At 65.4% G+C, this 25,281-nt stretch carries 22 protein-coding genes; 10 read left to right on the top strand and 12 right to left on the bottom strand.

From position 1 onward, the window contains the following. Nucleotides 1–99 precede the first annotated feature (99 nt). The 6 genes from CH285_RS01865 to CH285_RS01890 all read right to left on the bottom strand — a co-directional run bounded on the left by CH285_RS01865 (nucleotide 100) and on the right by CH285_RS01890 (nucleotide 7,454). Complete coding sequence (locus CH285_RS01865; protein WP_094642729.1) at nucleotides 100–1,632, bottom strand: catalase; 1,533 nt, start codon at nucleotides 1,630–1,632, stop codon at nucleotides 100–102. A gap of 174 nt (nucleotides 1,633–1,806) precedes the next feature. Next, entirely contained in the window at nucleotides 1,807–2,442 is a 636-nt protein-coding gene (locus CH285_RS01870; RefSeq protein WP_094642730.1) for a hypothetical protein, read from the bottom strand. Then, nucleotides 2,442–4,133, bottom strand: coding sequence for a GMC oxidoreductase (locus CH285_RS01875; RefSeq protein WP_032364560.1), 1,692 nt, complete (start codon nucleotides 4,131–4,133; stop codon nucleotides 2,442–2,444). Before CH285_RS01875 ends, CH285_RS01870 begins: the two co-directional genes overlap by 1 nt. Beyond that, nucleotides 4,130–5,638: a flavin-containing monooxygenase gene (locus CH285_RS01880; protein WP_032369295.1), complete on the bottom strand. Its 1,509-nt coding sequence runs from the start codon at nucleotides 5,636–5,638 to the stop codon at nucleotides 4,130–4,132. Before CH285_RS01880 ends, CH285_RS01875 begins: the two co-directional genes overlap by 4 nt. Next, nucleotides 5,635–6,231 (bottom strand): TetR/AcrR family transcriptional regulator, encoded by a 597-nt coding sequence (locus tag CH285_RS01885; RefSeq protein ID WP_057472567.1) that lies wholly within the window; start codon nucleotides 6,229–6,231, stop codon nucleotides 5,635–5,637. The genes CH285_RS01880 and CH285_RS01885 overlap by 4 nt, the downstream gene beginning before the upstream one ends. Before the next feature lie 44 nt (nucleotides 6,232–6,275). After that, entirely contained in the window at nucleotides 6,276–7,454 is a 1,179-nt protein-coding gene (locus CH285_RS01890; protein ID WP_094642742.1) for an epoxide hydrolase family protein, read from the bottom strand. An 83-nt stretch (nucleotides 7,455–7,537) separates the two neighbouring features. Between CH285_RS01890 and CH285_RS01895 the strand changes: the two genes are divergently transcribed. From CH285_RS01895 to CH285_RS01905, 3 genes are read left to right on the top strand one after another with little or no spacing between them, the layout of a single operon-like run. Continuing rightward, nucleotides 7,538–8,107: a CGNR zinc finger domain-containing protein gene (locus CH285_RS01895; RefSeq protein ID WP_094642731.1), complete on the top strand. Its 570-nt coding sequence runs from the start codon at nucleotides 7,538–7,540 to the stop codon at nucleotides 8,105–8,107. Nucleotides 8,108–8,156: 49 nt separating this feature from the next. Beyond that, on the top strand, nucleotides 8,157–8,435 hold the full coding sequence (locus CH285_RS01900) for a hypothetical protein (protein WP_094642732.1): 279 nt from the start codon (nucleotides 8,157–8,159) through the stop codon (nucleotides 8,433–8,435). Nucleotides 8,436–8,476: 41 nt separating this feature from the next. Further along, nucleotides 8,477–9,364 (top strand): polysaccharide deacetylase family protein, encoded by an 888-nt coding sequence (locus tag CH285_RS01905; protein WP_094642733.1) that lies wholly within the window; start codon nucleotides 8,477–8,479, stop codon nucleotides 9,362–9,364. Nucleotides 9,365–9,391: 27 nt separating this feature from the next. On the opposite strand, the gene CH285_RS01910 is transcribed toward CH285_RS01905, so the two are convergent. From CH285_RS01910 to CH285_RS01920, 3 genes are all read right to left on the bottom strand, one after another. After that, nucleotides 9,392–10,954: an HNH endonuclease signature motif containing protein gene (locus CH285_RS01910; protein ID WP_255032234.1), complete on the bottom strand. Its 1,563-nt coding sequence runs from the start codon at nucleotides 10,952–10,954 to the stop codon at nucleotides 9,392–9,394. A gap of 48 nt (nucleotides 10,955–11,002) precedes the next feature. Further along, a complete protein-coding gene (locus CH285_RS01915) occupies nucleotides 11,003–11,404 on the bottom strand; it encodes a DUF6855 family protein (protein ID WP_032385994.1) in 402 nt (133 codons plus the stop codon). Nucleotides 11,405–11,556: 152 nt separating this feature from the next. Continuing rightward, a complete protein-coding gene (locus CH285_RS01920; RefSeq protein ID WP_094642735.1) occupies nucleotides 11,557–13,374 on the bottom strand; it encodes a multicopper oxidase family protein in 1,818 nt (605 codons plus the stop codon). Between the two features lie 117 nt (nucleotides 13,375–13,491). Here CH285_RS01920 and CH285_RS01925 point away from each other — a divergent pair, with 117 nt between their 5' ends. Next, nucleotides 13,492–14,562: an ABC transporter ATP-binding protein gene (locus tag CH285_RS01925; protein ID WP_032364567.1), complete on the top strand. Its 1,071-nt coding sequence runs from the start codon at nucleotides 13,492–13,494 to the stop codon at nucleotides 14,560–14,562. A 49-nt stretch (nucleotides 14,563–14,611) separates the two neighbouring features. Here CH285_RS01925 and CH285_RS01930 read toward each other — a convergent pair whose 3' ends face one another. Beyond that, the gene (locus CH285_RS01930) at nucleotides 14,612–15,634 is read right to left on the bottom strand and encodes an aspartate-semialdehyde dehydrogenase (protein ID WP_027494522.1); all 1,023 of its coding nucleotides are present in this window, start codon (nucleotides 15,632–15,634) and stop codon (nucleotides 14,612–14,614) included. Nucleotides 15,635–15,636: 2 nt separating this feature from the next. Beyond that, entirely contained in the window at nucleotides 15,637–16,902 is a 1,266-nt protein-coding gene (locus CH285_RS01935; protein WP_027494523.1) for an aspartate kinase, read from the bottom strand. A gap of 136 nt (nucleotides 16,903–17,038) precedes the next feature. Between CH285_RS01935 and CH285_RS01940 the strand changes: the two genes are divergently transcribed. From CH285_RS01940 to CH285_RS01950, 3 genes are all read left to right on the top strand, one after another. Continuing rightward, nucleotides 17,039–18,727 (top strand): FUSC family protein, encoded by a 1,689-nt coding sequence (locus CH285_RS01940; protein ID WP_141215045.1) that lies wholly within the window; start codon nucleotides 17,039–17,041, stop codon nucleotides 18,725–18,727. Between the two features lie 152 nt (nucleotides 18,728–18,879). Next, nucleotides 18,880–20,691, top strand: coding sequence for a 2-isopropylmalate synthase (leuA, locus tag CH285_RS01945; protein ID WP_032384093.1), 1,812 nt, complete (start codon nucleotides 18,880–18,882; stop codon nucleotides 20,689–20,691). A gap of 208 nt (nucleotides 20,692–20,899) precedes the next feature. Further along, a complete protein-coding gene (locus CH285_RS01950) occupies nucleotides 20,900–21,277 on the top strand; it encodes an SHOCT domain-containing protein (RefSeq protein ID WP_027494525.1) in 378 nt (125 codons plus the stop codon). On the opposite strand, the gene CH285_RS01955 is transcribed toward CH285_RS01950, so the two are convergent. Next, nucleotides 21,246–22,157 (bottom strand): LysR family transcriptional regulator, encoded by a 912-nt coding sequence (locus CH285_RS01955; protein ID WP_032384094.1) that lies wholly within the window; start codon nucleotides 22,155–22,157, stop codon nucleotides 21,246–21,248. The two genes, CH285_RS01950 and CH285_RS01955, sit on opposite strands and share 32 nt — an antisense overlap. A gap of 72 nt (nucleotides 22,158–22,229) precedes the next feature. On the opposite strand from CH285_RS01955, the gene CH285_RS01960 reads away from it, so the two are divergent. From CH285_RS01960 to CH285_RS01970, 3 genes are all read left to right on the top strand, one after another. Next, nucleotides 22,230–23,126: an EamA family transporter gene (locus CH285_RS01960; protein WP_094642737.1), complete on the top strand. Its 897-nt coding sequence runs from the start codon at nucleotides 22,230–22,232 to the stop codon at nucleotides 23,124–23,126. Nucleotides 23,127–23,212: 86 nt separating this feature from the next. Then, nucleotides 23,213–24,475: a Mur ligase family protein gene (locus CH285_RS01965; protein WP_094642738.1), complete on the top strand. Its 1,263-nt coding sequence runs from the start codon at nucleotides 23,213–23,215 to the stop codon at nucleotides 24,473–24,475. Continuing rightward, nucleotides 24,468–25,178 (top strand): type 1 glutamine amidotransferase, encoded by a 711-nt coding sequence (locus CH285_RS01970; RefSeq protein WP_094642739.1) that lies wholly within the window; start codon nucleotides 24,468–24,470, stop codon nucleotides 25,176–25,178. Before CH285_RS01965 ends, CH285_RS01970 begins: the two co-directional genes overlap by 8 nt. Nucleotides 25,179–25,281 lie beyond the last annotated feature (103 nt).

Raw genomic sequence — 25,281 nt, forward strand, 5'->3', positions numbered from 1 at the left:
CGCCATTATTGTGCTTCCGTCTGTATTGCACAACGGCGGCACCACGCCGGTTGTTCCGGGATCGGCGTCGGTGTGACGCCGATCCCAGGAACGGACGCATCAGACCTTGGCGGCCTCGTCGGCAGGATCGTCGATCGCGCCGGCACCGGTGGTGGGAGCGGTCTCGTTCTGCTGCGACCGAACACCTTCCTCGACCTTCTTGCCGAGCTCGGGGTCGACGTTGGTCCAGTACTCGAACACCCGGCTCAGAACCGGCTCGCTGACGCCGTTGAGGACGTGTCCGACGATGTTCCCGACCAGACGCTCGCGCTGCGCATCGTCCATGACCTCGCGGACCAGGGCTCCCGCTTGCACGAAGTCGCCGTCCTCGGGGTGCTCGATGTAGCCGGTGCGTACGAAGCGAGGCTCGAAGTCCCACGCTCCGTCGTCGCCGTACTTGTTCGTGTCCGCCGACGGACCGCCGAAGGAGTTCGGCGCGTAGACGGGCGTCTCCGGAGAGTTGAACGAGTACCGCATGTTGCCGTCCTTGGAGTACGAGTTGACCTCGGACTTCGGGGCGTTGACCGGCAACTGTGCGTAGTTCGCTCCGATGCGGTAGCGGTGCGCGTCGGCGTACGAGAAGACGCGGCCGAGCAGCATCTTGTCGGGGCTGAAGCCGATGCCGGGCACGGTGTTGGACGGCTCGAACGAGCTCTGCTCGATCTGTGCGAAGAAGTTCTCCGGGTTCCGGTTCAAGGTCATTTTGCCGACCTCGATGAGCGGGTAATCCTTCTGCGACCAGACCTTGGTGAGATCGAACGGGTTGTACTTGTAGTTCTCGGCCTCGTCGTACGGCATGAGCTGGACCTTGAGGGTCCAACTGGGGAAGTCGCCGTTCTTGATGGACCCGAACAGATCCTGACGGTGGTGGTCGGGTGACGTACCCGCAACCTCGTCGGCCTTGTCCTGCGTCAGGAAGTCGATGCCCTGATCGGTCTTGAAGTGGAACTTCACCCAGGTCTTCGTGCCGTCCTCGGCGATGAGCTGGTACGTGTGCGAACCGAAACCGTCCATGTGGCGGAACGACTTCGGGATGCCGCGGTCACCCATGAGCCACGTGACCTGGTGCGCCGACTCGGGCGAGAGGGTCCAGAAGTCCCACTGCATGTTGTTGTCACGCAGACCGGAGTCGGGCATGCGCTTCTGGCTGCGAATGAAGTCCTGGAACTTGATCGGATCCTTGACGAAGAAGATCGGCGTGTTGTTGCCGACGAGGTCCCAGTTGCCTTCCTCGGTGTAGAACTTCAGCGAGAAGCCGCGCGGATCACGCCAGGTGTCGGGGCTACCCTGCTCGCCGGCGACGGTGGAGAACCGTGCCAGCATCTCGGTCTTCGCGCCGGGCTGTAACGCCTTCGCCTTGGTGTACTTGCTGATGTCACCGGTGATCTCGAGCTCGCCGAACGCGCCCGCGCCCTTGGCGTGCACGACGCGCTCCGGGACCCGCTCGCGGTTGAACTGCGCCATCTTCTCGATCAGGTAGTGATCGTGCAACAGGATCGGGCCCTGTGTGCCGGCGGTGAGCGACTGATCGTCGCTGGCTACGGGGATTCCCGAGTTACTGGTGGTGGGCTTGCTGGTGGTCGGCTTGGTCATACGAAGCCTCCTGATGGCTGTATCGAGTCCGAGAGGGCTGTCCCGGACGAAATCTGTGCGGCCGAGGGCGCGGCCGGATTCTGATGGGGAATGCCCGTACTCACGCGGCATAAACCCTCGAGCTCGACCACCAGCATGCCATTAATCTGTACTAAGTCAAGAAAAGGATTGCCGTCAGGGCACCAGCCGCGCTTCGCCCGTCCGCATCGAACCCGACACGATCTGCAACCCGAAATACGTGCCCGACGGCATCCAGCGATCGAGCGTCGGCCCCGACGCATCCACCTCCACCCGGGCCAACCTGGCTTTCCCCTTCAAGCTCGCGACGCCCAGAGCCGATCCGCCGGGCACCGGCTGCGCGAACCCGATCGAACCGCGCATCGGAAATGCGGGCCCGAAGCCGCGGGCACCGGTCCGCACCGACCAGTCCCCACCGCTGACCCCGGCCTTGTTCAGCACGTCGCCGTCGAACTCGGCCAGCACCTTGGGCAGATGCCAGTTGGTCCTGCCGCCGTGCACCGACGTCGCGGAATCGACGGCGATGAACGGCACCGACATGCGCGGAATCTTTCCGACGTCCCGGCGCAACACCGGGCTCGCCAGTATCTCGCGGTAGGGACCGACGGGTGACGTCATGTAGTCGACGACCATGCACATCGTGATCGGCAACGTCTTCGCGCCGACGGGAGCGAAATCCGACGACCGGGCGCGATGCCACCAGATCGTGGCCCGGACGTTCGCCGGCCACGGCGCAGCGGGGCTGACCGGCCAATCGGTGCGCTCGGTCTCCGACTCGGCGACGCTCCACATCAGGAGTCCCTCCCCACGACGGTCAGCGGCAGGCGCAGCGCGCCCGGCGCGGTCACCGGCACCACCGGGTTGGACGGCTGAACCGGTGCCACCTCGACATAACCCGAGCCGACGGCAGGCCTACGGTCCGGCTCACCCTTGTTGGGCCACAACGCCATTGCCCGCTCGGCCTGCGCGGTGATGGTCAGAGACGGATTGACACCGAGGTTGGCGCTGACGGCAGACCCGTCGAGCACGTGCAAGCCCTCGTACCCGTACACCCGCTGGTAGCCGTCGATCACACCGGTGTTCGGTGAATCACCGATGGCGCAGCCGCCGAGGAAGTGCGCGGTCATCGGAATGTTGACGATCTCGGCGATCGACCCGCCCGGATCGCCGCCGATCTTGTCGGCGAGTAACCTGATGGCCGTGTGCCCCTGCGGAATCCACTGCGGCGGCGGATCGCCCGCCCCGGGCCGACTCGTCAGACGACGCCCGAACGGCCCCTTCTTCGAGCCGAGTTCGAGGGAGTTGTCGTCGGTCTGCATCACCAGAGCGATGACAGTGCGTTCGGACCACCGATGGACCGACAGACTGCGGGCCGCCGCGCCGGGGTGACGCAGCGCCACTCCGAGCGTCTTGAGAATCCGCGGCACCTTGCCGCCGCCGTCACTGAGAACGGTCTGCAGCAGCCCGATTGCGTTGCTGCCCTTGCCGTATCGCACGGGTTCGATGTGCGTGTGATCGTCCGGGTGGAACGACGAGGTGATCGCCACTCCCTCGTGGTAGTCGACCTCGCGTCCGCGCGCCGTTGCGGCCAGCACGGCCTCGGAGTTGGTACGTACCAACGAACCGATCTTGTTCGACAGCCGTGGCAACGAGCCCTTCTCCTTGGCGGCGAGCATGAGCTTCTGTGTTCCATAGGTGCCCGCCGAGAAGACCACCTGATCGGCAGTGATCGTCTTCTCCTTGCGGCGCAGCTTGCCGCCGGTGCGGCGCGTCACGACGTCGTAGCCGCTGCCGTTCGGGCGGACGTCCACGACGGTCGTCAGCGGAAGGATGTGTGCGCCTGCACGTTCAGCGAGATAGAGGTAATTCTTGACGAGGGTGTTCTTCGCGCCGACGCGGCAACCCGTCATGCACGAACCACACTCGGTGCACCCGGTCCGCTCCGGGCCGGCACCACCGAAGAACGGGTCGGGTGCAGTCTTGCCACGGTCACCGAAGTAGACGCCCACCGGAGTAGAGGTGAACGTGTCGCCCACGCCCATGTCCTCGGCGACCTCCTTCATGACCTTGTCCGAGGCAGTGATCGTCGGGTTCGTCTCGACCCCGAGCATCCGACGCGCCTGGTCGTAGTACGGATTCAGTTCACGCTTCCAGTCCGTGATGGCACCCCACTGCGGATCCTCGAAGAACTTGGTCGGCGGCTGGTACAGCGTGTTGGCGTAGTTGAGCGAGCCTCCGCCGACGCCTGCCCCCGCCATCACGAGCACGTCGGGCAACAGGTGTATACGTTGGACGCCGTAGCAGCCGATCGCCGGAGCCCACAGGTACTTACGCAAACGCCAACTGGTCTTGGGCAATTCGTGATCGGCGAACCGTCGGCCGGATTCCAACACCGCCACCCGGTAGCCCTTCTCGACGGCCCGCAGCGCGGCGACGCTCCCGCCGAACCCGGAGCCGATGATCAGTACGTCGTAGTCGCTCATGCGGAAACCGCCTTCTTGTCTGATTCACGGGTGTCGGAGACGAGTCGGTAATTCGAGGTGTCGAACGTTCGCGTCTTGTTGCGGAACCGGAATGTGTACGTGGGCCACATCGTCGAGTTGCGTCCGTTGGCGTCGAGGTACCAGCTCGAGCAGCCGCCGGCATTCCAGACTGTGCCGTCGAGAGAAGAGTCGACCCACGAGTTGTGCTGCTGCTGAGCGGATTCGGACACCTCGACGGCGGTTGCATGATGGTCCCGCATCTCGCTGAGCGCCGAGACGACGTAATTGGCCTGCGACTCGAGCATGTAGACGATCGAACTGTGCCCGAGATTGGTGTTGGGGCCGTACATCAGGAAGAGGTTCGGGAACCCGGCGACGGTGGTACCCAGGTGGGCCTGCGGGCTACCGCCCCAGCGCTCCGCGAGAGTACGACCATCGCTGCCGCGCAACAGATGCGACACCGGCGGTTCGGTCGGGGTGAACCCCGTCGCGAAGATGATGGTGTCCACCTCGTAGTTGCGGCCCGACGCGTCGACGACGCCGTTCTCGGTCACCGACGTCAGGCCCGATGTCACCAAGTCGACGTCTTGTCGATCCAGCGTCCGCAGCCAATCATTGGACAGCAGAAGACGTTTGCAGCCGGGTGCGTAGTCGGGTGTGAGGGCCGCCCTCTTCGTCGGGTTCTTGACCTGACGCTTCAGATTGGCCTTCGCGAATGCCTTGACGGCGGGCAACATCCACGGATTGTCGGCCAGAACGGTCACGTATGCCTCGCGGTACCCGTAGATGATGCCGCGAACCGCGCGATGAGCCGCGGGGACCTTCTCGTACAGAGTCCGCTCGACCCGGCCGATGGTGCGGTCCAGGCGCGGGATGACCCAGGCCGGTGTGCGTTGAAAGACGGTGAGCCGCTGGGCCTTGTCGACGATCTCGGGCACGAACTGCACCGCCGACGCTCCGGTGCCGATCACGGCGACGCGCTCTCCGGTGAGATCGTGCTCGTGGTTCCACGTCGCGGAGTGGAACACAGTTCCCTGGAATGTGTCGATGCCCGGGACGTCCGGGATCTTCGGCGTCGACAGTGCGCCGGTGGCAGCCACGAGAACTCTGACGCTCGCCGCGCCCTTCGAGGTCTGCACGGTCCACCGCTGGTCCGTGTCACTCCAATCGGCCGACAGCAGTTCGCAATCGGCGACGATGCGATCCCGCAGGTTCAGCCGATCGACCACCGATTGGAGGTAGTCGAACAGCTCCGGTTGGCGCGCGAAGGTGTGACTCCACTTCGGGCTCGGCGCGAACGAGAACGAGTACAGCGACGTCGGGACATCGCACGCACACCCGGGGTAAGTGTTGTCCCGCCATGTGCCGCCCACCTCCGACGCTCGCTCGATGACGGTCACGTCGGCACTCGGATCGGCGGCGAGGATCTTCGCCACCGCGGCGAGGCCGGCAAAACCGGCTCCGACGACGAGCACGTCGACTTGTTGGGGCAGTGCAGAATTCACGAGTCCATCACCTTTTCGGACCAGACGGGGAGGAGCCGTCCGCGCAGCTGCGCGTCGGCTTCGGGGGTACGGAACAGAGCCGATACAGCGAGCCCGCGTGCCAGCTCGACGCTGAGCTCGATGGACTCGGTGGACATGCGGCTACCCATGACGATCTGAGCGCCGCTCTGGATGGCCTCGGCGACGCGTCGTTCGAGCGGAACCATTGCCTCGTGCAGAGCCGGATCGGTACGGGCCGCGACCCACAGCTCGAGCGCGGCATAGAACAGCGGGCCCGAGAACGCGTCGACGAGGATCTCGGGTCCACGTTCCGGATCGGGTTCGGCTTCCAGAATTTCGGACAGGCGGCGGTCGACGAGATGCTCGACGGCAGCGGTCACCAACGTCTCCTTGGTCGGGAAGTGGTGCAGCTGCGCTCCGCGGGACACTCCGGCACGCCGCGCGATTTCCTGCGTGCTGGTCTTCGAGAAACCCAGCTCGACGAGGCACTCGATGGCCGCATCGAGCAACTTTGCGCGGGTCCCCGCGGTGCGTTCGGCCTGCGTGCGGCGCGGGGTAGGCGCGCCGTCGCTGACCTCTGTGTCGGTAGTCACACTTTGCACAGTAGCGTCAAAACAACAAACAGTCCAGCCTGACTTTAAGTTTTGTCACAACTGAGTTCATCCGCCTCCAGGACCGCCGACAGACCCGCGCGAAGGTCCCGGACGAAGTAGTCGCGCCGTTCGAGTGAAGGGAAGTGACCGCCGGCGTCGGGTGCCCGCCATCGAACGATGCGCCGGTACCTCTGCTGGGCCCATGGCAGCGGGCACTTCGCAATGTCCCGGGGATATGTCGTGATCGCGGCCGGGACATCGACGCGGAGGTCCGGGTCGAGTGAGTGGTGGCTTTCGTAGTAGATGCGGGCCGACGACGCCCCGCTACGTGTCAACCAGTACAGGGTGACGTTGTCGAAAAACGCCGTGCGAGAGATCGTCTCGAACGGACTGCCCTCGGTGTCCGTCCACTCCGCGAACTTGTCGAGAATCCAGGCCAACAGCCCGGCCGGGGAATCGACGAGTGAATACCCGATCGTCTGCGGCTGCGTCGCCTGCAGTGTCGCGTAGGCGATGCGATCACGGTCGAACTCTCGGGTGTGCTGAACCCAGCCGAGCTCCTCGGCCGTCAGTCCGTCCGTCGACAACCCGGGCGGCGCTTCGGCGTAGGTCGTGTGGATTCCGATGACCTGCTCGGGGAATCGGCCGCCCAGGATCGTGGTGACGACACCTCCCCAATCACCCCCGTGGGCGAGGAACCGCTCGTAGCCGAGGCGACCCATCAGCTCGACCCACGCGGCCGCGATCTTCTCGGTGCCCCACCCGGTCGTCGCAGGTTTGTCGCTGAACCCGAAGCCCGGAAGAGACGGGACCACGACGTGGAATGCACGTGCCGAGAGGTCCGACGGATCGGCCAGTTCGTCGATGATGTCGAGGAATTCGACAACGCTGCCCGGCCAGCCGTGCGTCACGATCAACGGCGCTGCGTCACTCCGCGGTGAACGACGGTGCAGGAAATGAATCCCCACACCCTCGATGGTTGTGCGGAACTGCCCGACTCGGTCGAGCCTCGACTCGAGCGCTCGCCAGTCGTAGTCGGTGCGCCAGAACTCGATCGCGTCCGTGAGCTCGGTGAGCGGTACCCCCTGCTCCCATCTGCGCGCGCCGGCCACGGTCTCGGATTCGGGCAGGCGAGCCGCGTCGAGCCGTGCGACCAGATCGACGAGGTCGGCGTCGGTTGCGCGCCACTCGAACGGGCGGACATCGGGCTTGTCGACGCGCATCATGAAGCTCCTTTGTTCAGTTGAACCGGCTAAGGCAGTTCTAACAGCGCAGACGGCTTGGCGCAACCGGCTAAGGTGGTTCTATGGCAAGGAGCTTCCCCGATTTCCGACCCGGCAATGTCCTGTCGACGGCATTCACCGGAACCCTCACCGAGCGTCGCGGCGATACCGTCGAAAGAATCCCTGTGCCGGAACGGCTCTCCGACTGGTTGACTCTCCACGGACTCGCCGTCGAATCCTGCACCGACTCACAGCTCGACGCGGCTCGGGAGCTACGGGAAGCGATCCACCTCTGCGCTACCGCAGCCGCGACTGGAGATCGACTGCCCGCTTCCCCCGTTCGCATTTTGAACGACCACAGCCTTCGGGGTCGGGCGTCGGCAATCCTGTCGCCGTCGGGCGTCCGGCAGTGGAAGTTGACGGCTACGACGGGGGTCGAGGACGCCCTCGGTGTCATCGCAGCCGACGCAATCGACATCGTCGCCGGTGAGCGAGACGGCACGTTGGCGTTGTGCGCATCGCCTACGTGCCGCGCAGCGTTCTTCGACACCAGCCAGAGCCGCAGCCGCAAATGGTGCGACATGAATACGTGCGGAAACCGTCAGAAGAAGGCACGCATGGCGGCCAACCGTGGCACCACATCGTCGCGCTGACATCGGCCACACTGGCATTCGTACGCTGCTTCGACGGAAGGAATACACGATGACCGGTCATTCCGTGCGCCCCGAGGACATACTTCCCGACGGAGCCGGAAGAGCGTCGTTCGACGGGCTCCCGATACGGAAAGGCACCGTGGCGGCGTTCGTCGCGAATGCGCGCGCGCTCCGCGACGTGGAACCCGGGACCGAGGCTCACGGCGAACTGATCGCGACGCTGAAAGAGCTGGCACCGCAGCTGGCGGCAATCGGAGTGTTGGAGGTGTTCGAGCCACGGGACCCGCAGATCGCCCACCTGGTGGACGTCGCGACTCACACCGACTGACCGACAGTTTGTGCCGACTCGCCGCGGGCAATACCCCGGCCATGGCTCTCCCCTCGCACGGCCGCTTCGAGTACTCCCCCATCGTCGATCGGCCTCGGTTCGAGTGGCCCGGCGGCGCGCGTCTCGCGGTGTATGTCGCGGTCAACTGCGAGCACTTTCCGTACGACGACGGGCAGCCCGGCCTCGGTTACACGCCTGCGATGGACCAACCCAACACGTACAACTGGGGCTGGCGTGAATACGGCAATCGCGTCGGCGGCTTCCGCATCGCAGAGACATTGCAGCAGTGCGGAATTCGACCGACATTGCTGGTCAATACCGAGGTGTACGAGCACGCCCCTCAGCTGACCGCGGCGTTCCGAGCACTCGACGCCGAGGTCGTCGCACACGGCCGAACGAACGCGGTGCAACCGAACGATCAAGACGAGCACACCGAACGTCGCTCCATCGAGGATGTCACCGCCGCGATCGAACGACACGAGGGAGCACCGCCCCGAGGATGGATGAGCCCCGGTGCGAATCCGAGCCGCGTCACCGAGGACCTCCTCGCGGAGCGCGGTTACCAGTACACTTTGGACTGGCCCGTCGACGACCAACCGGTGTGGCTACAGACCCGCGGCGGCCCGCTGCTCAGCGTCCCGTATCCCCACGAGATCAACGATCTGCCGATGTTCGTCCATCACCATCAGACCGCAGAAGCGTTCGAGCACAACATCATCGGAAGCTTCGACGAGCTGAAGGAGAACTCGGCAAGGCAACCGGTGGTGCTCGCGATCTCCGTGCACACCTTCCTGACGGGACAGCCCTACCGACTGCGACGGTTCCGTGCTGCACTCGAGCACCTGACCGCCAACAACGACGGCGTCTGGTTCACCACCCCCGGCGACATCGCGGCGCACTACCGCACGGTTGCACCTCCCGTCCGATAGATCGGCAGGATCACAGCCGGCGTGGAGTCAGGCGGCTCGCTGTTTTCGTCGGTGGTAGCTGGGAAGGGGTTGCTGTCCGGGGTCGATGGATTCGGGTGGGATCGCGTAGGGGTGTCCGTCGTCGCCCATCAGCAGCTGCCAGTCGCCGTGGTGGACGAGGCGGTGGCATTCTCCGCAGACGAGCGCGAGGTTGTCGATGTCGGTGGGGCCGCCGTGTTCCCAGAATCTGATGTGGTGGGCTTGGCACCACTGGGCGGGGCGGCCGCACATGACGCAGCAGGTGTCGCGGATGGTCAGGGCGATGCGTTGGTCGTCGCTGGCGAGTCTGGTGGTTCGTCCGAGCGCGAGTGGTACGCCGTGGTGGTCGACGATGACGGGGGTCAGGTCGGCGTCGCAGGTGACCAGCTCGGCGAGGAAGCGACTGATGGGCCCGGTCCAGTCGAGGTGGAACGGCCAGTCCGCGTCGCCCGGCTTGGGGACAGACTTCTGCCCGGCACCATCACATCCGGATGCCGCTTCGCCGTGAGCAGCGATATCCCCTCGAGCCACTCCATGCGGACGCGAGCCGTTGCTGTCGCCGCCGTTCGAGGAGCTCCCCGCGCCCGTACCGGTGTCGCCCGATTCGGTTGCGGTGCTGCCCGTTTGCTTGTTGCCACCGTGGGCGAGCAAGTCCCGCAGGGCAACGATCAGGTGCACCGACGCCCGCGACCCGCCCGCCGACCCACGAGTGCTGCCGCGGAGGTGTCGGTCGAGGATCTGATCTAGTGCATCGGCCCGGCGCTTGGACGGGCTGCGTGGGTCGCGCTCCCCGCCGGGACCTGGCCGCGGTGCCGTCAACGGCGACAGAGCGGTGAGAAGCTTCTCGGCGAGCAACCGGTCGATGTCGCCACCGAACTGAAAGCGGCCGTTGGCCAGAGCATGCAGGTCGAACCGGTTCAGTGCCGAGTTCTCCGACACCGGTCGCGGTGCAGGTGTCGGCGGAACAGGCTCGGGCGCAGGCGGTTCCGGATCCGGTGTCGGGTCGCCGTGTCGGTCGGAGGACGTGGCGGTGTCGGCGGCGCGACGCTCCTGTTCCTGCTGTTCTTTCTCTCGTCTTTGTTTCTCGGCTTTCGCGTGTCGTGCTCGGGCGTCGTCGGCGGCCGCATGCGCCAAAGCCTGCGCGCGGGAGGTCACCTGCCCCGCGGTGTTGCGCATCGCGGTGTCGAGCAATTCGGCGACAATTCCGTCGCGGCGGTCCTGATTCAACGTCGGGTCGGCCACCAGGACGACGTCGTATCCCTCGGCGATGGCGGCGGCGTGTGCGGCATGGATCCGGCCATCGGCGAGGGCGTCGAGCACGGTGTGGTGATCGAACAGCCAGTACCCCAGTGCATTCTGGCGGGCGGCGGATCCGTCGGTGATGCGCACCGACTTCGCGTACCAGCGGGTGACGGACGAGTGCCCGAGTTTCATTGCCAAGCCGCGGCGGTCGATTTCGGCGATCAACGTCAATCTAGTTGCGGCGAGGGCGTTTTCGAGGGAGGTCACATCGGCGAGCTCGGAGACCAATTCCTGGTCCCCGAGCCCGAACACATCCCCCCATGTCTTCACCCCACGAAAGCTATACCCACCCACCGACAGACTTTCTCGATGACTCCGCTACAGCGCGCGCATGCTGTTGTTCCGCGCATTGTGGGTGAGCTCTGCAAGGCCGAGCTCTTCGAGTAGCGGTGGCAGATACATGCCGAAGCGGCCGCGGTATCCGTTCCTGAGCCCGTACCAGCCACCGACCGGGTTGTCGGGCGAGCGTCCCCACGCTTCGACCGTGTCCGGCGCAGCCGGCTTCTTCTCGTCAGCGGCACCGAGCAATACCCAGTCGCCACGTTCGGTGAGCCAACCGTGCAGGTCTTCGATTGCCTCGATGCGGTATCGCAGAGTCGTCGACCCCACCTGGCACACGAGGGCAGGTGGCTCGTGGTCGGGATCGCGGTACATGGTGTACGCCGAGGTGCCGGGGGCGGTGGTGAGAGCCCACGGGTCGGATTTCGTTCCGCTGGTCATGGCCTGGGTCCGTTCCGTTCCGTTGTCGCAGTCGGCCGACGGGCAGAAAGATCGACCGAGCACAGTGATTGCTCTACACGGCACGGTCAGTGTGGACCGACCTGACGGTGAACACAACCACTCCCGACCCTGGACAGGTTCGGGGTCGTGCGTCACGGAGCGACGGTGCGGTACCGCAACATCATTTCGTGGTCCTCGTGGTCGAGCATGTGGCAGTGCCACATGTACCCCTGCAGTTCGGACGGACCCGCAGCCGGCATGTCATGACCGCTCATATCGTGACCGCCGTGGTGTGCGGCCGGTCCCGCGAACGTGGCGTCGGGATCGAAGCCGAGTTCGTCGGCCGTCGGGAATCGAACGAGGATCTGGGTAACGGTGCCCGGGTACGTGTTGACGGTGTCTTTCCACCCGGCTTCCCAGGTGGCCGGCGGCACCGAGGGCCCGGTGAGGAACTTCTCCACCGGCGGAGCCCATTTGGTGCCGAACGTCGGCCGGGGGAAGTCACGTTGGTACGCCGCGATGTCGATGGGAATTCGCCCCAGCGTCCGAAAGTGCGCTAGGTGCAGGTGAATCGGGTGCGGCTCGACCGTCGTGTTGACGATGTTCCACATCTCCACGGTGCCCTGCTTGGGCATCTCGATGTCCGGGTCGGAGTACCGCAGGTTGTTCAAGTTCATCAGCGTCATGTCGAGGTTCAGCCCACCGGAGGGCTGGTTGACGGTGACGGTGCGCGAGAAAGTGGGTGTCGGCAACGCGGGCAACAGATCCGGCTGCCCCTTTCCCCCGCGCAGCAACGACGGCATGCCACCCCGGAACCCCGCCGCGGACGCGACGCGGAACTGGCAGAACATCGGCATCGGGACGGCTCCGAGCGACGCGGCCTGCGCCGGCGGCGGCTCGTCGTTGAGCAACTCGACCAACGCCCCTGCCTCGACGGCTCCGAAGTCGACGAGGATGTCGGCGCGCTCGGCGGGTGCGAGCCGGATGCTGGTGGTCTCCACCGGTGCGTCGAGCAATCCGCCGTCGTTTCCGATGACCCAGAATCGCAACTTGTTGGTGAAGAACAGGTTCCACACGCTGTACGACCCGGCGTTGACGAGCCGCAGCCGGTACATGCCCCGGGCCACTTCCATCGTCGGCCAGATCTTGCCGTTGACGACGCCGACGTCGCCGGTACCGCCACCCTCCCATTTACCCTGCGGCACAGTGATATTGGAGCGGATACTCATGCCCCCGTCGGGATTCATGATCTTTTCCTGCAGCACCAACGGCAACTCGAATTCGCCCGAGGGCAGACCGAGGGCGTTGTCGGATGTACCGGTGTCCCAACGATCACGGACGAGGTTCATCCCGAGCAGGCCCGCGTAGACGTTGATGCGCGTCATCGACATGGCGTGGTCGTGGTACCACAGCCCGGCAGCATCATTGAGCCCGGAAAAATTGTGAGTCATCGACTCGCCCGGACGCACCAGCATCTCGGAGTGCCCGTCACTGGCCGGTTCGGTGACGGCACCGTGCAGGTGCAGTGCCGTCGGCGTCATCGTGCGATCCATCTCGCTCATGCCGTGCAGCGAGGTGTCGACGTCGGCGGCGAGTGGGTTGCCTGCGGTAGTGTTGGAGTACTTCAGCGTCCACGGCTGGCCCTGCTGCGATTCGATGGTGGGCCCGAGGTAGTCGCACTGGCCGTAGCCGAACGTAGGAGCGGGCCTGAGATCGGCGTGGAACGAGTGGGTGGCACTGTGCGCGTCGAGGGAGATCTCGGTACCGCTGATCAGCGGCAACCGCGGTAGTTCGTCACGGAACGGCGTCAGCTGCGGCGAATGGAACAGCAGTGGGCTCTGCCCGCGGAGGAAGTCGTCGGCCAGTGCTCGACGCGTCGTCGACGCCACGGGTATCGCGGCTGCTCCGGCTGCCACTGCGGCCGCCGCCAGCCCACGTAGGGCGGTGCGTCTGGACACGGAGCCGCTCACCCGGCCACCTTCCTCCTGGTTGTGATGGGGCCCATACTATGTGCTGGTCGGCTCCCGCCGTCACCCCACACTCGGATCGTCCGGCACGTTCCTGCCGGTGGAGGGATCTATTTCGTCATGGCAACAATCTCTTTCGAGCGCACGACCAGGCTTTTTCCCGGCTCCGACACCCCCGCGGTGAACGAGCTCGATCTGCACATCGAGGACGGTGAGTTCCTCGTTCTGGTCGGCCCCTCCGGGTGCGGCAAGTCGACGTCGCTCCGGATGCTCGCCGGGCTCGAGGAGGTCAACTCGGGACGCATCCTCATCGGCGGCAAGGACGTCACCAATTCCGAACCCAAGGATCGCGACATCGCGATGGTGTTCCAGAACTACGCGCTCTACCCCCACATGACCGTCGCGGAGAACATGGGGTTCGCGCTCAAGCTGGCGAAGGCGAACAAGGAGGACATTCGCACTCGCGTCGAGGAGGCCGCCAAGCTACTCGACCTCGAGCCGTACCTAGACCGCAAGCCCAAGGCGCTCTCCGGCGGCCAGCGACAGCGAGTTGCCATGGGGCGCGCCATTGTTCGGCAGCCCCAGGTGTTTTTGATGGACGAGCCGCTGTCCAATCTCGACGCCAAATTGAGGGTTCAGACGCGGACGCAGATCGCTCAGTTGCAGCGTCGGCTCGGCACCACAACGGTGTATGTCACGCACGATCAGGTCGAGGCCATGACGATGGGTGATCGCGTCGCCGTACTGAAAGGTGGTGTGCTGCAACAGTGCGCCACCCCGCGTGAGCTCTACCGAACCCCGGTCAACGCATTCGTCGCCGGGTTCATGGGCTCACCGTCGATGAATCTGTTCCGCGCTCCGGTCACCGACGGCGGCGTCCGCCTGGCCGATCAGGTAGTCCCGGTCCCACGTCAGACCCTCGGTTCCGCCACCGAGGTGATGTTCGGCATTCGTCCCGAGCACATCGAAATCGCCGACAGCGGAATCGCTCTCGAGATCGATGTCGTCGAAGAACTCGGCTCCGAGGCCTTCGTGTTCGGCCGCGCGGACATCAACGGCCGGACCGAAACCATTGTCGCTCGGGCCGATTGGCGCAGCCCGCCCGAGAAGGGCGACCGCGTTCACGTCCGCATCGACGAGGCCCATGCGCACATCTTCGACGCCTCCGCCGAAGGTCACCGCCTGAACTGACCGTCGTGCGCGTTGTGCGTACCCCTGGGGACGCACAACGCGCACGACCTCAGACCAGCAGCTCGGCGATCTGAATGGTGTTGAGTGCGGCACCCTTACGCAGGTTGTCGCCCGAGACGAACAACGCGAGTCCGCGGCCCTCGGGGACGCCCGGATCCTGGCGGATGCGGCCGACGAGGGAGTCGTCCTTGCCTGCGGCTTCCAGCGGGGTCGGCACGTCAACCAGCGAGACACCCGGTGCGGAGGCCAGCAGTTCACGAGCGCGTTCCACCGACAGCGGTGAAGCGAACTCGGCGTTGATCGACAGCGAGTGCCCGGTGAAGACCGGAACGCGCACGCACGTTCCGCTGACCAGCAGGTCGGGCAGTCCGAGGATCTTGCGCGATTCGTTGCGCAGCTTCTGGTCCTCGTCGGTCTCGCCGGATCCGTCGTCGACCAACGCGCCGGCCAGCGGCAGGACGTTGAAAGCGATGGGCGCGACGTACTTGTTCGGGGCCGGGAAATCGACCGACGAACCGTCGTGCACCAGTTTTTCGACGTCGTCGATGACGGCGCGTGCCTGCGTGGCGAGCTCGTCGACGCCGGCGAGTCCGCTACCGGACACCGCCTGGTAACTCGAGACGATCAACCGCTGCAAGCCGGCTTCGTCGTGCAGCACCTTGAGCACCGGCATGGCGGCCATGGTGGTGCAGTTGGGGTTGGCGATGATGCCGCGGGGCGGGTTCTTCGCCGCCTCGGGGTTGACCTCGCTGACCACCAGCGGCACATCGGAGTCCTTGCGGAACGCCGACGAGTTGTCGATGACGGTGGCACCTGCGGCAGCGAATCGCGGTGCCTGCTCACGCGAAAGCGTGGCACCGGCCGAGAACAGTGCGATGTCGATACCGGTGAGGTCCGCGGTGGACGCGTCCTCGACGATGATCTCCTCGCCGCGGAACGGCAGCTTCTTGCCCGCCGAGCGTGCGGAGGCGAAGAATCGAACGGTGTCGGCGGGAAAGTTGCGCTCCTCCAACAGGGTTCGCATGACGGCACCGACCTGGCCGGTGGCTCCTACGACTGCAACTGTGGTCATGGCTATCGTCCTGTTCCTGCGTGCACGACGGCTTCTTCGTCGCCGCCGAGATCGAAGGCGGCGTGCAGTGCGCGCACGGCATCGTCGAGCTGAGTGTCGCTGCACAGCACCGAGATACGGATCTCGGAGGTGCTGATGAGATCGATGTTGATGCCGGCGTCGGCGAGGGCCTCACAGAACGTCGCGGTGACGCCGGGGTGGCTCTTCATACCGGCACCGACGAGCGAGACCTTGCCGATGTGGTCGTCGTAGAGCACCTGCGCGAAGCCGATATCGGCTTGCAGCTTGGTGAGCTTCTCCACTGCCGTCGGGCCGTCGGCCTTGGGGCAGGTGAAGGTGATGTCGGTCTTGCCGGTGTCGATCTTGGAGACGTTCTGCAACACCATGTCGATGTTGATCTCGGAGTCGGCCACGGCGCGAAAGACCTTGGCGGCGTAGCCCGGTGTGTCGGGCAGACCGACGACGGTGACCTTCGCCTCGCTGCGATCGTGTGCGACGCCGGTGAGAATTGCTTCTTCCACTGGAATGTCCTCCATAGATCCGGAGACGATCGTTCCGGGTTTGGTGGTGTACGACGAGCGCACGTGAACGGGAACGTTGTAGCGACGGGCATATTCGACGCAGCGCAGCATGAGCACCTTCGCGCCGCAGGCTGCCATTTCGAGCATCTCCTCGAACGAGACGGTCTCGAGGTGGCGTGCGTTGGGAACGATGCGCGGGTCTGCGGTGAAGATGCCGTCGACGTCGGTGTAGATCTCGCAGACGTCGGCGTTCAAGGCCGCGGCGAGCGCGACGGCGGTGGTGTCGGACCCACCACGACCGAGCGTCGTGACGTCCTTGCTGTCCTGGCTGACGCCCTGGAAGCCGGCGACGAGCACGATCGAGCCCTCGTCGAGAGCGCTGCGGACGCGGCCGGGGGTGACGTCGATGATCTTGGCGTTGCCGTGCACGCTGGTGGTGACGACGCCTGCCTGGGAACCGGTGAACGACCGTGCCTCGGCACCGAGCGAGTGGATGGCCATCGCGACCAGTGCGTTGGAGATGCGTTCACCCGAGGTGAGCAGCATGTCCATCTCGCGAGCGGGCGGGGCCGGGCACACCTGCTGTGCCAGGTCGAGCAGTTCGTCGGTGGTGTCGCCCATCGCCGATACGACGACGACAACGTCGTTGCCCGCCTTCTTGGTCTCGACGATTCGTTCAGCGACGCGTCGGATACGTTCGGCGGTCCCCACCGACGATCCACCGTACTTCTGGACGATGAGAGCCACGCGTTTTACCTCCGCTGGATAGCCGACAATCGTTCGATTGTCCGCGGGTCACCTTACCGAGCGAATGCCCCGAGCAGTGGGCCGGGTAGCTCCGAGCTGGGACTTTAGGGCCTCTCGCCTGCCTTAACATGTTCGAGTGACTGTTCCCGAACATCTCCCACCACCGCCGGCTCGAGGCCTGAAGGTGCTCTTCGGGCTCCCCGCCGTCGGCCGGCGCTGGCCCGGTGGACTGCGTTCGGCGCTGGCGTTCGGTGTTCCGGCGATCCTGGCGTGGCTGCTCGGATTCCACACCGAGGCACTACTGGTGGTCTCCGGCAGTTTCGCGGTGATCTACGGCGAAGGCCGCCCCTATCGATCGCGCTGGTGGGTAGTCCTGACCGCAGGGGCCGCCCTGGTGGCCTCGGTGTGGCTGGGCGCGACGGCCGGTCGGCTCGCCCTCGACTTCGGCGAGACCGGGTGGGCGCGGATGATCCCGGTGACCGTGTTGTCCGTTCTCGCTCTCGTCGCGGTCTACGTCGTGGCAGCGCTGCGACTCGGCCCGCCCGGAGCCTTCTTCTTCGTGCTGGTGTGCGCGGTGGCGTCGTACCTCCCTGCCGCCGACATCAGCGCGACCCGCGGTGCCGTGTGCGCGGCGATCGGGGTGGCGTCGGCGCTGGTGGTCGCGATGTCCGGGGTGGTGCGTGACCCGAGGGGTCCCGAACGGGCGGCCGTCGGTGCGGCCGTGGCGGCGATCGAGAAGTACACGACATCGCCGACGGCGTCCGTGGGCGATCGACATACCGCCGCCTCGCGTCTGCACGCGGCGTGGGCCGCGGTGTACGAGGCCGGGTCGACGCGCGGGACCTCGCGCCCCGCGCTGGTACAAACGCTGTTCGACGCCCATCTCGCGTTTGCGGCTGCCACGAGGGCGCGCGCCGGTGCAGTCCCGGATCCCGAGAACGAGGTCGAATCGCCACGAGACCAGCTGCCGCTGGCGCGTCCGGGCATCGGGTATCGGTTGAAGCGGTCGTTGCATCGAGATTCGCACGCGGCGTCGACGGCGATCCGGGTGTTCTGCGCGGCGGCAGGTGCCGGCGGGATCAGTGTGGCGATGGGTTTGAGCAGGCCGGATTGGGCGATCCTCGGTGCCGTCCTGGTTCTCCAGCAGGGGCCGGATCGTGTGCACGGGACGTATCGCGGCATGCAGCGGCTCGGCGGAACGCTGGCCGGAGTGGTGCTGTTCTCGGCGATCTATCTCTCGCCGCTGACCGGTCTCGCGGTGATCGTGGTGTTGATGGTGTTGCAGTTCGCGATCGAGATCAGTGTGGCGCGCAATTACGGTCTCGCCGTCACGTTCATCACCCCACTCGCGTTACTGATGGGCACCATCTCGCATCCGGGCGCTCCGCTCGGCGGCATCGTCGTCGATCGGGTGGTGGAGACCGCGGTGGGCGTCGCCCTTGCCTTCGCGGCGCTGTGGTTGCTGTTACCGGGCGCTTTTCGGCGCGCGCTGCTGTGGTCCGATCGGCGGGTTCTGGAGTTGACCGACCGATTGTTGACGGCCCTCCGAACCGAAAAAGCTTCGGCGGCAGCCACTATGGAGCTACGACGAGATGTCCAGTTCGAGCTGGTCGGTGCCGCGCTCGCGGGAGCCGAAGCGGCGCACAACGATCGCCGCTGGGCGCATCGAATGTGGGACAGGCATGCAGAGGTCGACCACCTCGGATTCGAACTGCTCGCACGGTGTTGGACCGCGGACGATGTCGGACGACCGAACGACATCGATCAGTGGCAGCGCAGGCACGACACCGTGACCGGAAAATTCGACTCCCGAACCCTGGGGTAGGCGGTCGGTCTGCGGTAGTACACTCACCCCATGCTGCGAGCTCTCCTTCTTAACAGCCGCGACGGGGTCTGAGACCAGACTGGCTTCCCGTCGCGGGGTTCGTTGCGCCGGTCGAACACCATTGCTCTGATCTGTACGGAGAGACGAAGACCATGTCACCAGCCGACGCATTCACCTCGGGATCCCGCACCATCACCCCGCCCTCACGGCCCGCGCCCAGCGACCAGCCTGCGTGGAACACCCAGAAGAACTCCTCGATGCCCACGTTCCGTTATCGGCCGTTCGCCGAGGAAGTGGAGCCCGTCACCCTCCCCGACCGCACGTGGCCGGACAAGATCATCGACCGGACGCCGCAGTGGTGCGCAGTCGATCTGCGTGACGGCAACCAGGCGCTGATCGATCCGATGAGCCCCGCGCGCAAGCGCCGCATGTTCGACCTGCTGGTCCGCATGGGCTACAAGCAGATCGAGGTCGGCTTCCCGTCCGCCAGCCAGACCGACTTCGACTTCGTCCGCGAGATCATCGAGGACGGCGCGATTCCCGACGACGTCACCATCCAGGTTCTGACGCAGTGCCGTCCGGAGCTGATCGAGCGTACGTTCATCGCGTGCGAGGGCGCTCGCAGCGTCATCGTGCACTTCTACAACTCGACGTCGATCCTGCAGCGCAAAGTGGTGTTCCGGGCCGATCGTGACGTCATCAAGAAGATCGCGACCGACGGTGCTCGCAAGGTACTCGAAGAAGCGGCCAAGTTCCCCGATACCGACTGGCGCTACGAGTACTCCCCCGAGTCCTACACCGGCACCGAACTCAGCTACGCCAAAGAGGTGTGCGACGCGGTCACCGCGGTCATCGACCCGACGCCCGAGAAGCCTCTGATCCTGAACCTGCCGGCCACCGTCGAGATGGCGACGCCGAACGTCTACGCCGACTCGATCGAGTGGATGAGCCGCAACCTCGATCGTCGTGACAGCATCGTGCTGTCTCTGCACCCGCACAACGACCGCGGAACCGGTGTTGCCGCAGCCGAACTCGGCTACCAGGCCGGTGCCGATCGCATCGAGGGATGCCTGTTCGGCAACGGTGAGCGCACCGGCAACGTCTGTCTGGTCACGCTCGGCCTGAATCTGTTCACCCGCGGCGTCGATCCGCAGATCGACTTCTCCAACATCGACGAGATTCGCCGCACGGTCGAGTACTGCAACCAGTTGCCCGTCGCCGAGCGTCACCCCTATGGCGGCGACCTGGTGTACACCGCGTTCTCGGGCAGCCACCAGGACGCCATCAACAAGGGCCTCGATGCCATGAAAGTCACCGCAGACGAACAGGGTTCGGACATCGGCGACATCACCTGGCAGGTGCCGTACCTGCCCATCGACCCCAAGGACGTCGGCCGCACCTACGAGGCCGTCATCCGCGTCAACTCGCAGTCCGGCAAGGGCGGCGTCGCGTACATCATGAAGTCCGATCACGGACTGAACCTGCCGCGTCGCCTGCAGATCGAGTTCTCCCAGGCCGTCCAGCGCATCACCGACGGTGAGGGCGGCGAGGTCTCGCCGAAGGAGATGTGGGACGTCTTCGCCGAGGAGTACCTGACGCCGATCCGTCCGCTCGAGCGCATCAAGCAGTCGGTACAGGCTGCCGAGATCGACGGCGGAACCGACACCATCACCGCCACGGTCAAGGTCGACGGCGTCGAGCAGGAAATCTCCGGCTCCGGCAACGGGCCACTCGCCTCGTTCGTCGACGCGCTGTCCACCATCGGTTACGACGTCAGCGTCCTCGACTACTCCGAGCACGCACTGTCCGCAGGCGACGACGCCCAGGCCGCCGCCTACGTCGAAGCCTCGGTCACCTCGCCTGCAGGTGTCGCCACCACCGTCTGGGGCGTCGGAATCGCGACCTCGATCACCACCGCGTCGCTGCGTGCTGTGGTCTCGGCCGTGAACCGCGCGCTGAAGTAACTTCGCTGCTCGACGACACGCCGCTCACCTTTCGGGGTGGGCGGCGTGTTGCGTTGTGGGGCCCTCACGAAACGAAAGCGGGCGCGGTCGACGTGGGGCTCACTGTGATTTCCGGTCGACGAAAGGGACCAAAGACCCGTGTGCACGGGGTGCCGCAAATGCCACACTGAATCAGCCGTCGGGGCACCTCAGAGAATGGAAGTTCGCCATGGATTCTTTCTGGGATTTTCTTTGGCTTCTCATCGTCGGGTTCGCCTTCGTGGCCTATCTGATGGTGATGTTCTCGATCATCGGAGATCTTTTTCGGGACCACAAGACATCCGGGTTCGTCAAAGCCCTGTGGGTGCTCTTCCTCATCGTTGCGCCGTTCCTCACCGCGCTGGTCTACCTCATCGTGAACGGCAGCAACATGGCCAAGCGTCAGGTTGCCGCCCTGCAGCACGCACAGGACCAGCAGGAGGAGTACATCAAGCACGTCGCCGGTCGATCTGCGTCCGAAGAGATCGCACACGCAAAGGCGTTGCTGGACAACGGAACCATCGATCAGGACGAGTTCACGACGCTGAAGGCCAAAGCGCTGTCCTGAACGTAGCTTCCGCTCCGAACGCATCGAGCACAGCGGCGATCGCGGGTAGTCGCCGCGCATCCGTCCTCGTCGCGAGTTCGTAGATTCGCCCGGCTCGAACGCCGGCGAGCTCTCGACGTACCAGGCCCGGATGCACAACGGCGTAGCGCGGCATCAGCGCCACTCCGTGCCCGGCGGCGACGAGTGTTTCGGTCACTCGAAAGTCGTTGATGCGTTGGACAACTCGCGGCTGCACTCCTGTCACCGAGGCCACGGAGAGCAACACGTCGTCGACCGGAAAACCGCCGCGAACGCTGATCCACCGCTCGTCGATCAAGTCTCGCAGATCGATCGAGCCTTGCTGCGCCAGTGCGTGATCGAGAGGCAACACCAGATCGATGGGCTCGCGCATCAGGGTCGTCACCTCGATCCGTGGACCTGCAGTCGACGGAGCTCGGTCGTCTCGGTGGGTGAGCACCACGTCGTAATCGGCGAGTAGCTCGGGCACCGAGGAGGCGGGCAGGTCCTCGTCGCGCGCATCGATGTCGACGTCCGAGTCCGCCAACCGCGTCAGGACTCCGGGCAGCAGCAGTGCCGCACCCGACGGGAACAGGGCAACTCGGACGCGTCCCCGCGGAGACGCTCGATACCGATCCATTTCTGCTGTGGCGCGGGCGAGGGCAGCGAGAACCTCGTCGGTTCTGAGTACCAGTGCCCGCCCGGCGTCGGTGAGGCGCAGCCGACGCCCGTCCGGTTCGAGCAATGTCACGCCGGCCTCGCGCGCCAGCAGTTTGAGCTGTTGAGACACCGCCGACGGAGTCATCGACATCGCCTCGGCGACCGATGCAACGGTTCCGCGGTCGGCAAGCTCAGCGAGGATCCGGAGCCGCTCCACGTTCATACAGAAAATCTTAACTGTTGGTGCGAATATATTCGATTGTGCTGATTGTTTGCGCCCGTCACGATAAATGGCATGACCACACGCGACCGCCTCCTCGGACTGACTGTCGCCGTCCTGTGGGGACTGAACTTCCTCGCCATCCGCATTGGGCTCGACCACTTTCCGCCCTTCTTCTTCGCGGCACTGCGCTTTCTGGTCATCGCAGTTCCGGTCGTGATGTTCGTTCCGCGACCGAAGGTGCCCCTGAAATGGTTGTTGCTCTACGGCTTCGGCTTCGGCTTCCTGCAGTTCGCCTTCCTGTTCGCGGCGATGGCGGCAGGCATGCCCACCGGATTGGCGTCGCTCGTCTTGCAGTCGTCCGCTCCGTTCACCGTCGTTCTCGGCGCGCTGCTGCTACGCGAACACGTGAGCCGCAGGCAGGCGATCGGCATCGGTGTGGCCGTCCTCGGCATGGTCCTCATCGGGTGGGATCGCGCCCAGAACGCCACCCTGCTTCCTGTCGTCCTCACCCTGCTCGCCGGTCTGGGCTGGGCCTTCGGCAATCTCGGAAACCGACTGGCCAAATCCGACTCCCCGATGACACTGATGCTCTGGATGACCGTCGTACCGCCGGTGCCGATGTTGGCTCTGTCGGCGGTCGTCGAGGGCCCGAGCACGGGCTGGCACGCGCTCGCCGACTCGTTCGGTTCGCAGGGCTGGCCCGGGCTGGTCGCGTTGGCGTACATCGTGATTCCCGCCACGATCGTGGGCAGCGGCCTGTGGAGCATCCTGATGAGCCGCAACCCGGCCGGTCTCGTCGCACCGTTCTCGCTGCTGGTTCCCGTCGTCGGTATCGCGGGTGCCTGGGCGTTTCTCGACGAAACCCCGTCGCTGTTGGCCCTGCTCGGCGGAGCGATCGTCATCGGCGGCTGCCTGGGCGGAATGGCTGCCAGGAAGCCTGCCCCAGTTCTGGAGAAAGTCCCGGTATGAGGACGGGAGTGGAGCCTGCGGAATGACCCCGGGGGTAGCGAGCCGCCGATATGAAACGCCGCCCTGTTCTGTGCCAGACTCGGCGGATGGCTGAACTGGGTGAGCGCAGACGTATCGGCGCCCGTGGCCGCGTGGCATTACGCGCGGCGGAGCTGGCGACGTGGGCGTCTCGCAAGGCGGGCCGAGGCAAAGGCTCGATGATCGGTGGTCTGGTCGCGCTCAAGATCGATCCGACCATTCTGGGCGGCCTGGGCCGTGGGCGACGCACCGTCATCGTCACCGGCACCAACGGCAAATCGACTACGACGCGGATGACGGCCGCAGCACTGGCCACTCTCGGCGACGTCGCCACCCAGGCCGACGGAGCCAACATGGATGCCGGCATCGTCGCGGCATTGCACGCTCATTTCGACGCGGAGCTGGCGGCCCTGGAGGTCGACGAACTCCACGTCCCCCACGTTTCCGACGCGGTCGATCCCGCGGCGATCGTGCTGCTGAATCTCAGCCGCGACCAGCTCGACCGTGTCGGCGAGATCAATATGATCGAGCGAGCCCTGCGCGCCGGGTTGGCCCGTCATCCCGACACCGTCGTCATTGCCAACTGCGACGACGTCCTCGTCACCTCGGCGGCGTTAGATGCGCCGAACGTCGTGTGGGTCGCCGCGGGCGGCGGCTGGGCCGGCGACTCCGTCAGCTGCCCGCGTACCGGCGAACCCATCGTCTGGGACGGCGAGCACTGGTACAGCACCGGCAGCGACTTCAAGCGTCCGACGCCGGATTGGTGGCTCGACGACGAGAATCTCTACGGCCCCGACGGGCTTGTTCTGCCGATGACATTGGCGCTGCCCGGAAAAGCCAACCGCGGCAACGCAGCTCAGGCCGTGGCCGCAGCAGTCACTCTCGGCGCAGCGCCAGCCGACGCCGTCGCTGCCGCATCGGGAGTCGACGAGGTGGCCGGGCGTTACTCCACCGTCCAGTACGGATCGCATTCCGTCCGAATGCTTCTCGCCAAGAATCCTGCCGGTTGGCAGGAAGCACTGTCGATGATCGATCCCACGTGCGACGGTCTCGTCATCGCCGTCAACGGACAAGTACCCGACGGCGAAGACCTGTCGTGGCTGTGGGACGTGCGTTTCGAGCATTTCGAGAACGTCGCTGTCGTCGCAGCCGGTGAACGCGCGACCGACCTGGGCGTCCGCCTGCTGTATGCCGGTTCGCAGCACACCACCATCGCAGATCCGTTGCAGGCCATCGCATCCTGCCCGCCGGGACGCGTCGAAGTGCTGGCCAACTACACCGCGTTCCGCGATCTCGGTCGCGCACTGGCACGGGAGACCAAGGATGTCTGAGTCCACCGTTCGCATCGGCCTCGTTCTGCCCGACGTCATGGGCACCTACGGCGACAACGGCAATGCCCTCGTTCTCCGCCAGCGACTGCGGATGCGCAACATCGACGCCGAGGTCGTGCACATCACGCTCAACGATCCGGTCCCGGATTCGTTGGACGTGTACACCCTTGGTGGAGCAGAGGATTCGGCTCAGCGCCTCGCGACGCGTCACCTCACCCGATACCCGGGCCTGCAGAACGCAGCTGCACGCGGTGTGCCGGTACTCGCTATCTGCGCCGCGATCCAGGTGCTCGGGCACTGGTACGAGACCTCCGCAGGCGAACGCGTCGACGGCATCTCCCTCTTCGACGTGACCACCGCGCCCCAGGCCACCCGATCCATCGGTGAAGTCGTCACCGAACCCACGCTCGACGGTCTCACCCAGAAGCTGAGTGGATTCGAGAACCACCGCGGCGGAACGACACTCGGTCTAGACGCCGCACCGCTCGCCAAGGTCACGCACGGGGTGGGCAACGGTGTCGGCGACGGGCGTGAAGGCGTCGTGCAGGGTTCGGTGTTGGGCACCTACATGCACGGGCCGGTACTCGCCCGAAACCCGGAGTTGGCGGACTACCTACTCGAACGGGCGCTGGGCACTACTCTCGCTCCCCTCGACCTCCCCGAGGTTGCGCAACTCCGCAAGGAGCGGCTCCGCCGCACGTGAGTGAAACTTCGTGACGGGTTCACGTGGTCGTCGCAACGTGCAGTCGTTTGTTGTACTCCTCGAGTGGAGTATCCCATCCCAGGGTTTTTCTGGGGCGGTTGTT

Origin of the sequence: Rhodococcus sp. 05-2256-B1 (genome assembly GCF_002258465.1) — a bacterium.
Taxonomy (GTDB): Bacteria; Actinomycetota; Actinomycetes; order Mycobacteriales; family Mycobacteriaceae; genus Rhodococcoides; species Rhodococcoides fascians.

What these genes read in the sequence shown, in the direction of transcription:
- CH285_RS01925 (WP_032364567.1), top strand. Translation starts at nt 13,492, where the DNA reads ATGGCAACAATCTCTTTCGAGCGCACGACCAGGCTTTTTCCCGGCTCC.
- CH285_RS01905 (WP_094642733.1), top strand. Translation starts at nt 8,477, where the DNA reads ATGGCTCTCCCCTCGCACGGCCGCTTCGAGTACTCCCCCATCGTCGAT.
- CH285_RS01950 (WP_027494525.1), top strand. Translation starts at nt 20,900, where the DNA reads ATGGATTCTTTCTGGGATTTTCTTTGGCTTCTCATCGTCGGGTTCGCC.
- CH285_RS01930 (WP_027494522.1), bottom strand. Translation starts at nt 15,634, where the DNA reads ATGACCACAGTTGCAGTCGTAGGAGCCACCGGCCAGGTCGGTGCCGTC.
- CH285_RS01865 (WP_094642729.1), bottom strand. Translation starts at nt 1,632, where the DNA reads ATGACCAAGCCGACCACCAGCAAGCCCACCACCAGTAACTCGGGAATC.
- CH285_RS01915 (WP_032385994.1), bottom strand. Translation starts at nt 11,404, where the DNA reads ATGACCAGCGGAACGAAATCCGACCCGTGGGCTCTCACCACCGCCCCC.
- CH285_RS01960 (WP_094642737.1), top strand. Translation starts at nt 22,230, where the DNA reads ATGACCACACGCGACCGCCTCCTCGGACTGACTGTCGCCGTCCTGTGG.
- CH285_RS01870 (WP_094642730.1), bottom strand. Translation starts at nt 2,442, where the DNA reads ATGTGGAGCGTCGCCGAGTCGGAGACCGAGCGCACCGATTGGCCGGTC.
- CH285_RS01875 (WP_032364560.1), bottom strand. Translation starts at nt 4,133, where the DNA reads ATGAGCGACTACGACGTACTGATCATCGGCTCCGGGTTCGGCGGGAGC.
- CH285_RS01890 (WP_094642742.1), bottom strand. Translation starts at nt 7,454, where the DNA reads ATGCGCGTCGACAAGCCCGATGTCCGCCCGTTCGAGTGGCGCGCAACC.
- CH285_RS01955 (WP_032384094.1), bottom strand. Translation starts at nt 22,157, where the DNA reads ATGAACGTGGAGCGGCTCCGGATCCTCGCTGAGCTTGCCGACCGCGGA.
- CH285_RS01965 (WP_094642738.1), top strand. Translation starts at nt 23,213, where the DNA reads ATGGCTGAACTGGGTGAGCGCAGACGTATCGGCGCCCGTGGCCGCGTG.
- leuA (WP_032384093.1), top strand. Translation starts at nt 18,880, where the DNA reads ATGTCACCAGCCGACGCATTCACCTCGGGATCCCGCACCATCACCCCG.
- CH285_RS01895 (WP_094642731.1), top strand. Translation starts at nt 7,538, where the DNA reads ATGGCAAGGAGCTTCCCCGATTTCCGACCCGGCAATGTCCTGTCGACG.
- CH285_RS01970 (WP_094642739.1), top strand. Translation starts at nt 24,468, where the DNA reads ATGTCTGAGTCCACCGTTCGCATCGGCCTCGTTCTGCCCGACGTCATG.
- CH285_RS01900 (WP_094642732.1), top strand. Translation starts at nt 8,157, where the DNA reads ATGACCGGTCATTCCGTGCGCCCCGAGGACATACTTCCCGACGGAGCC.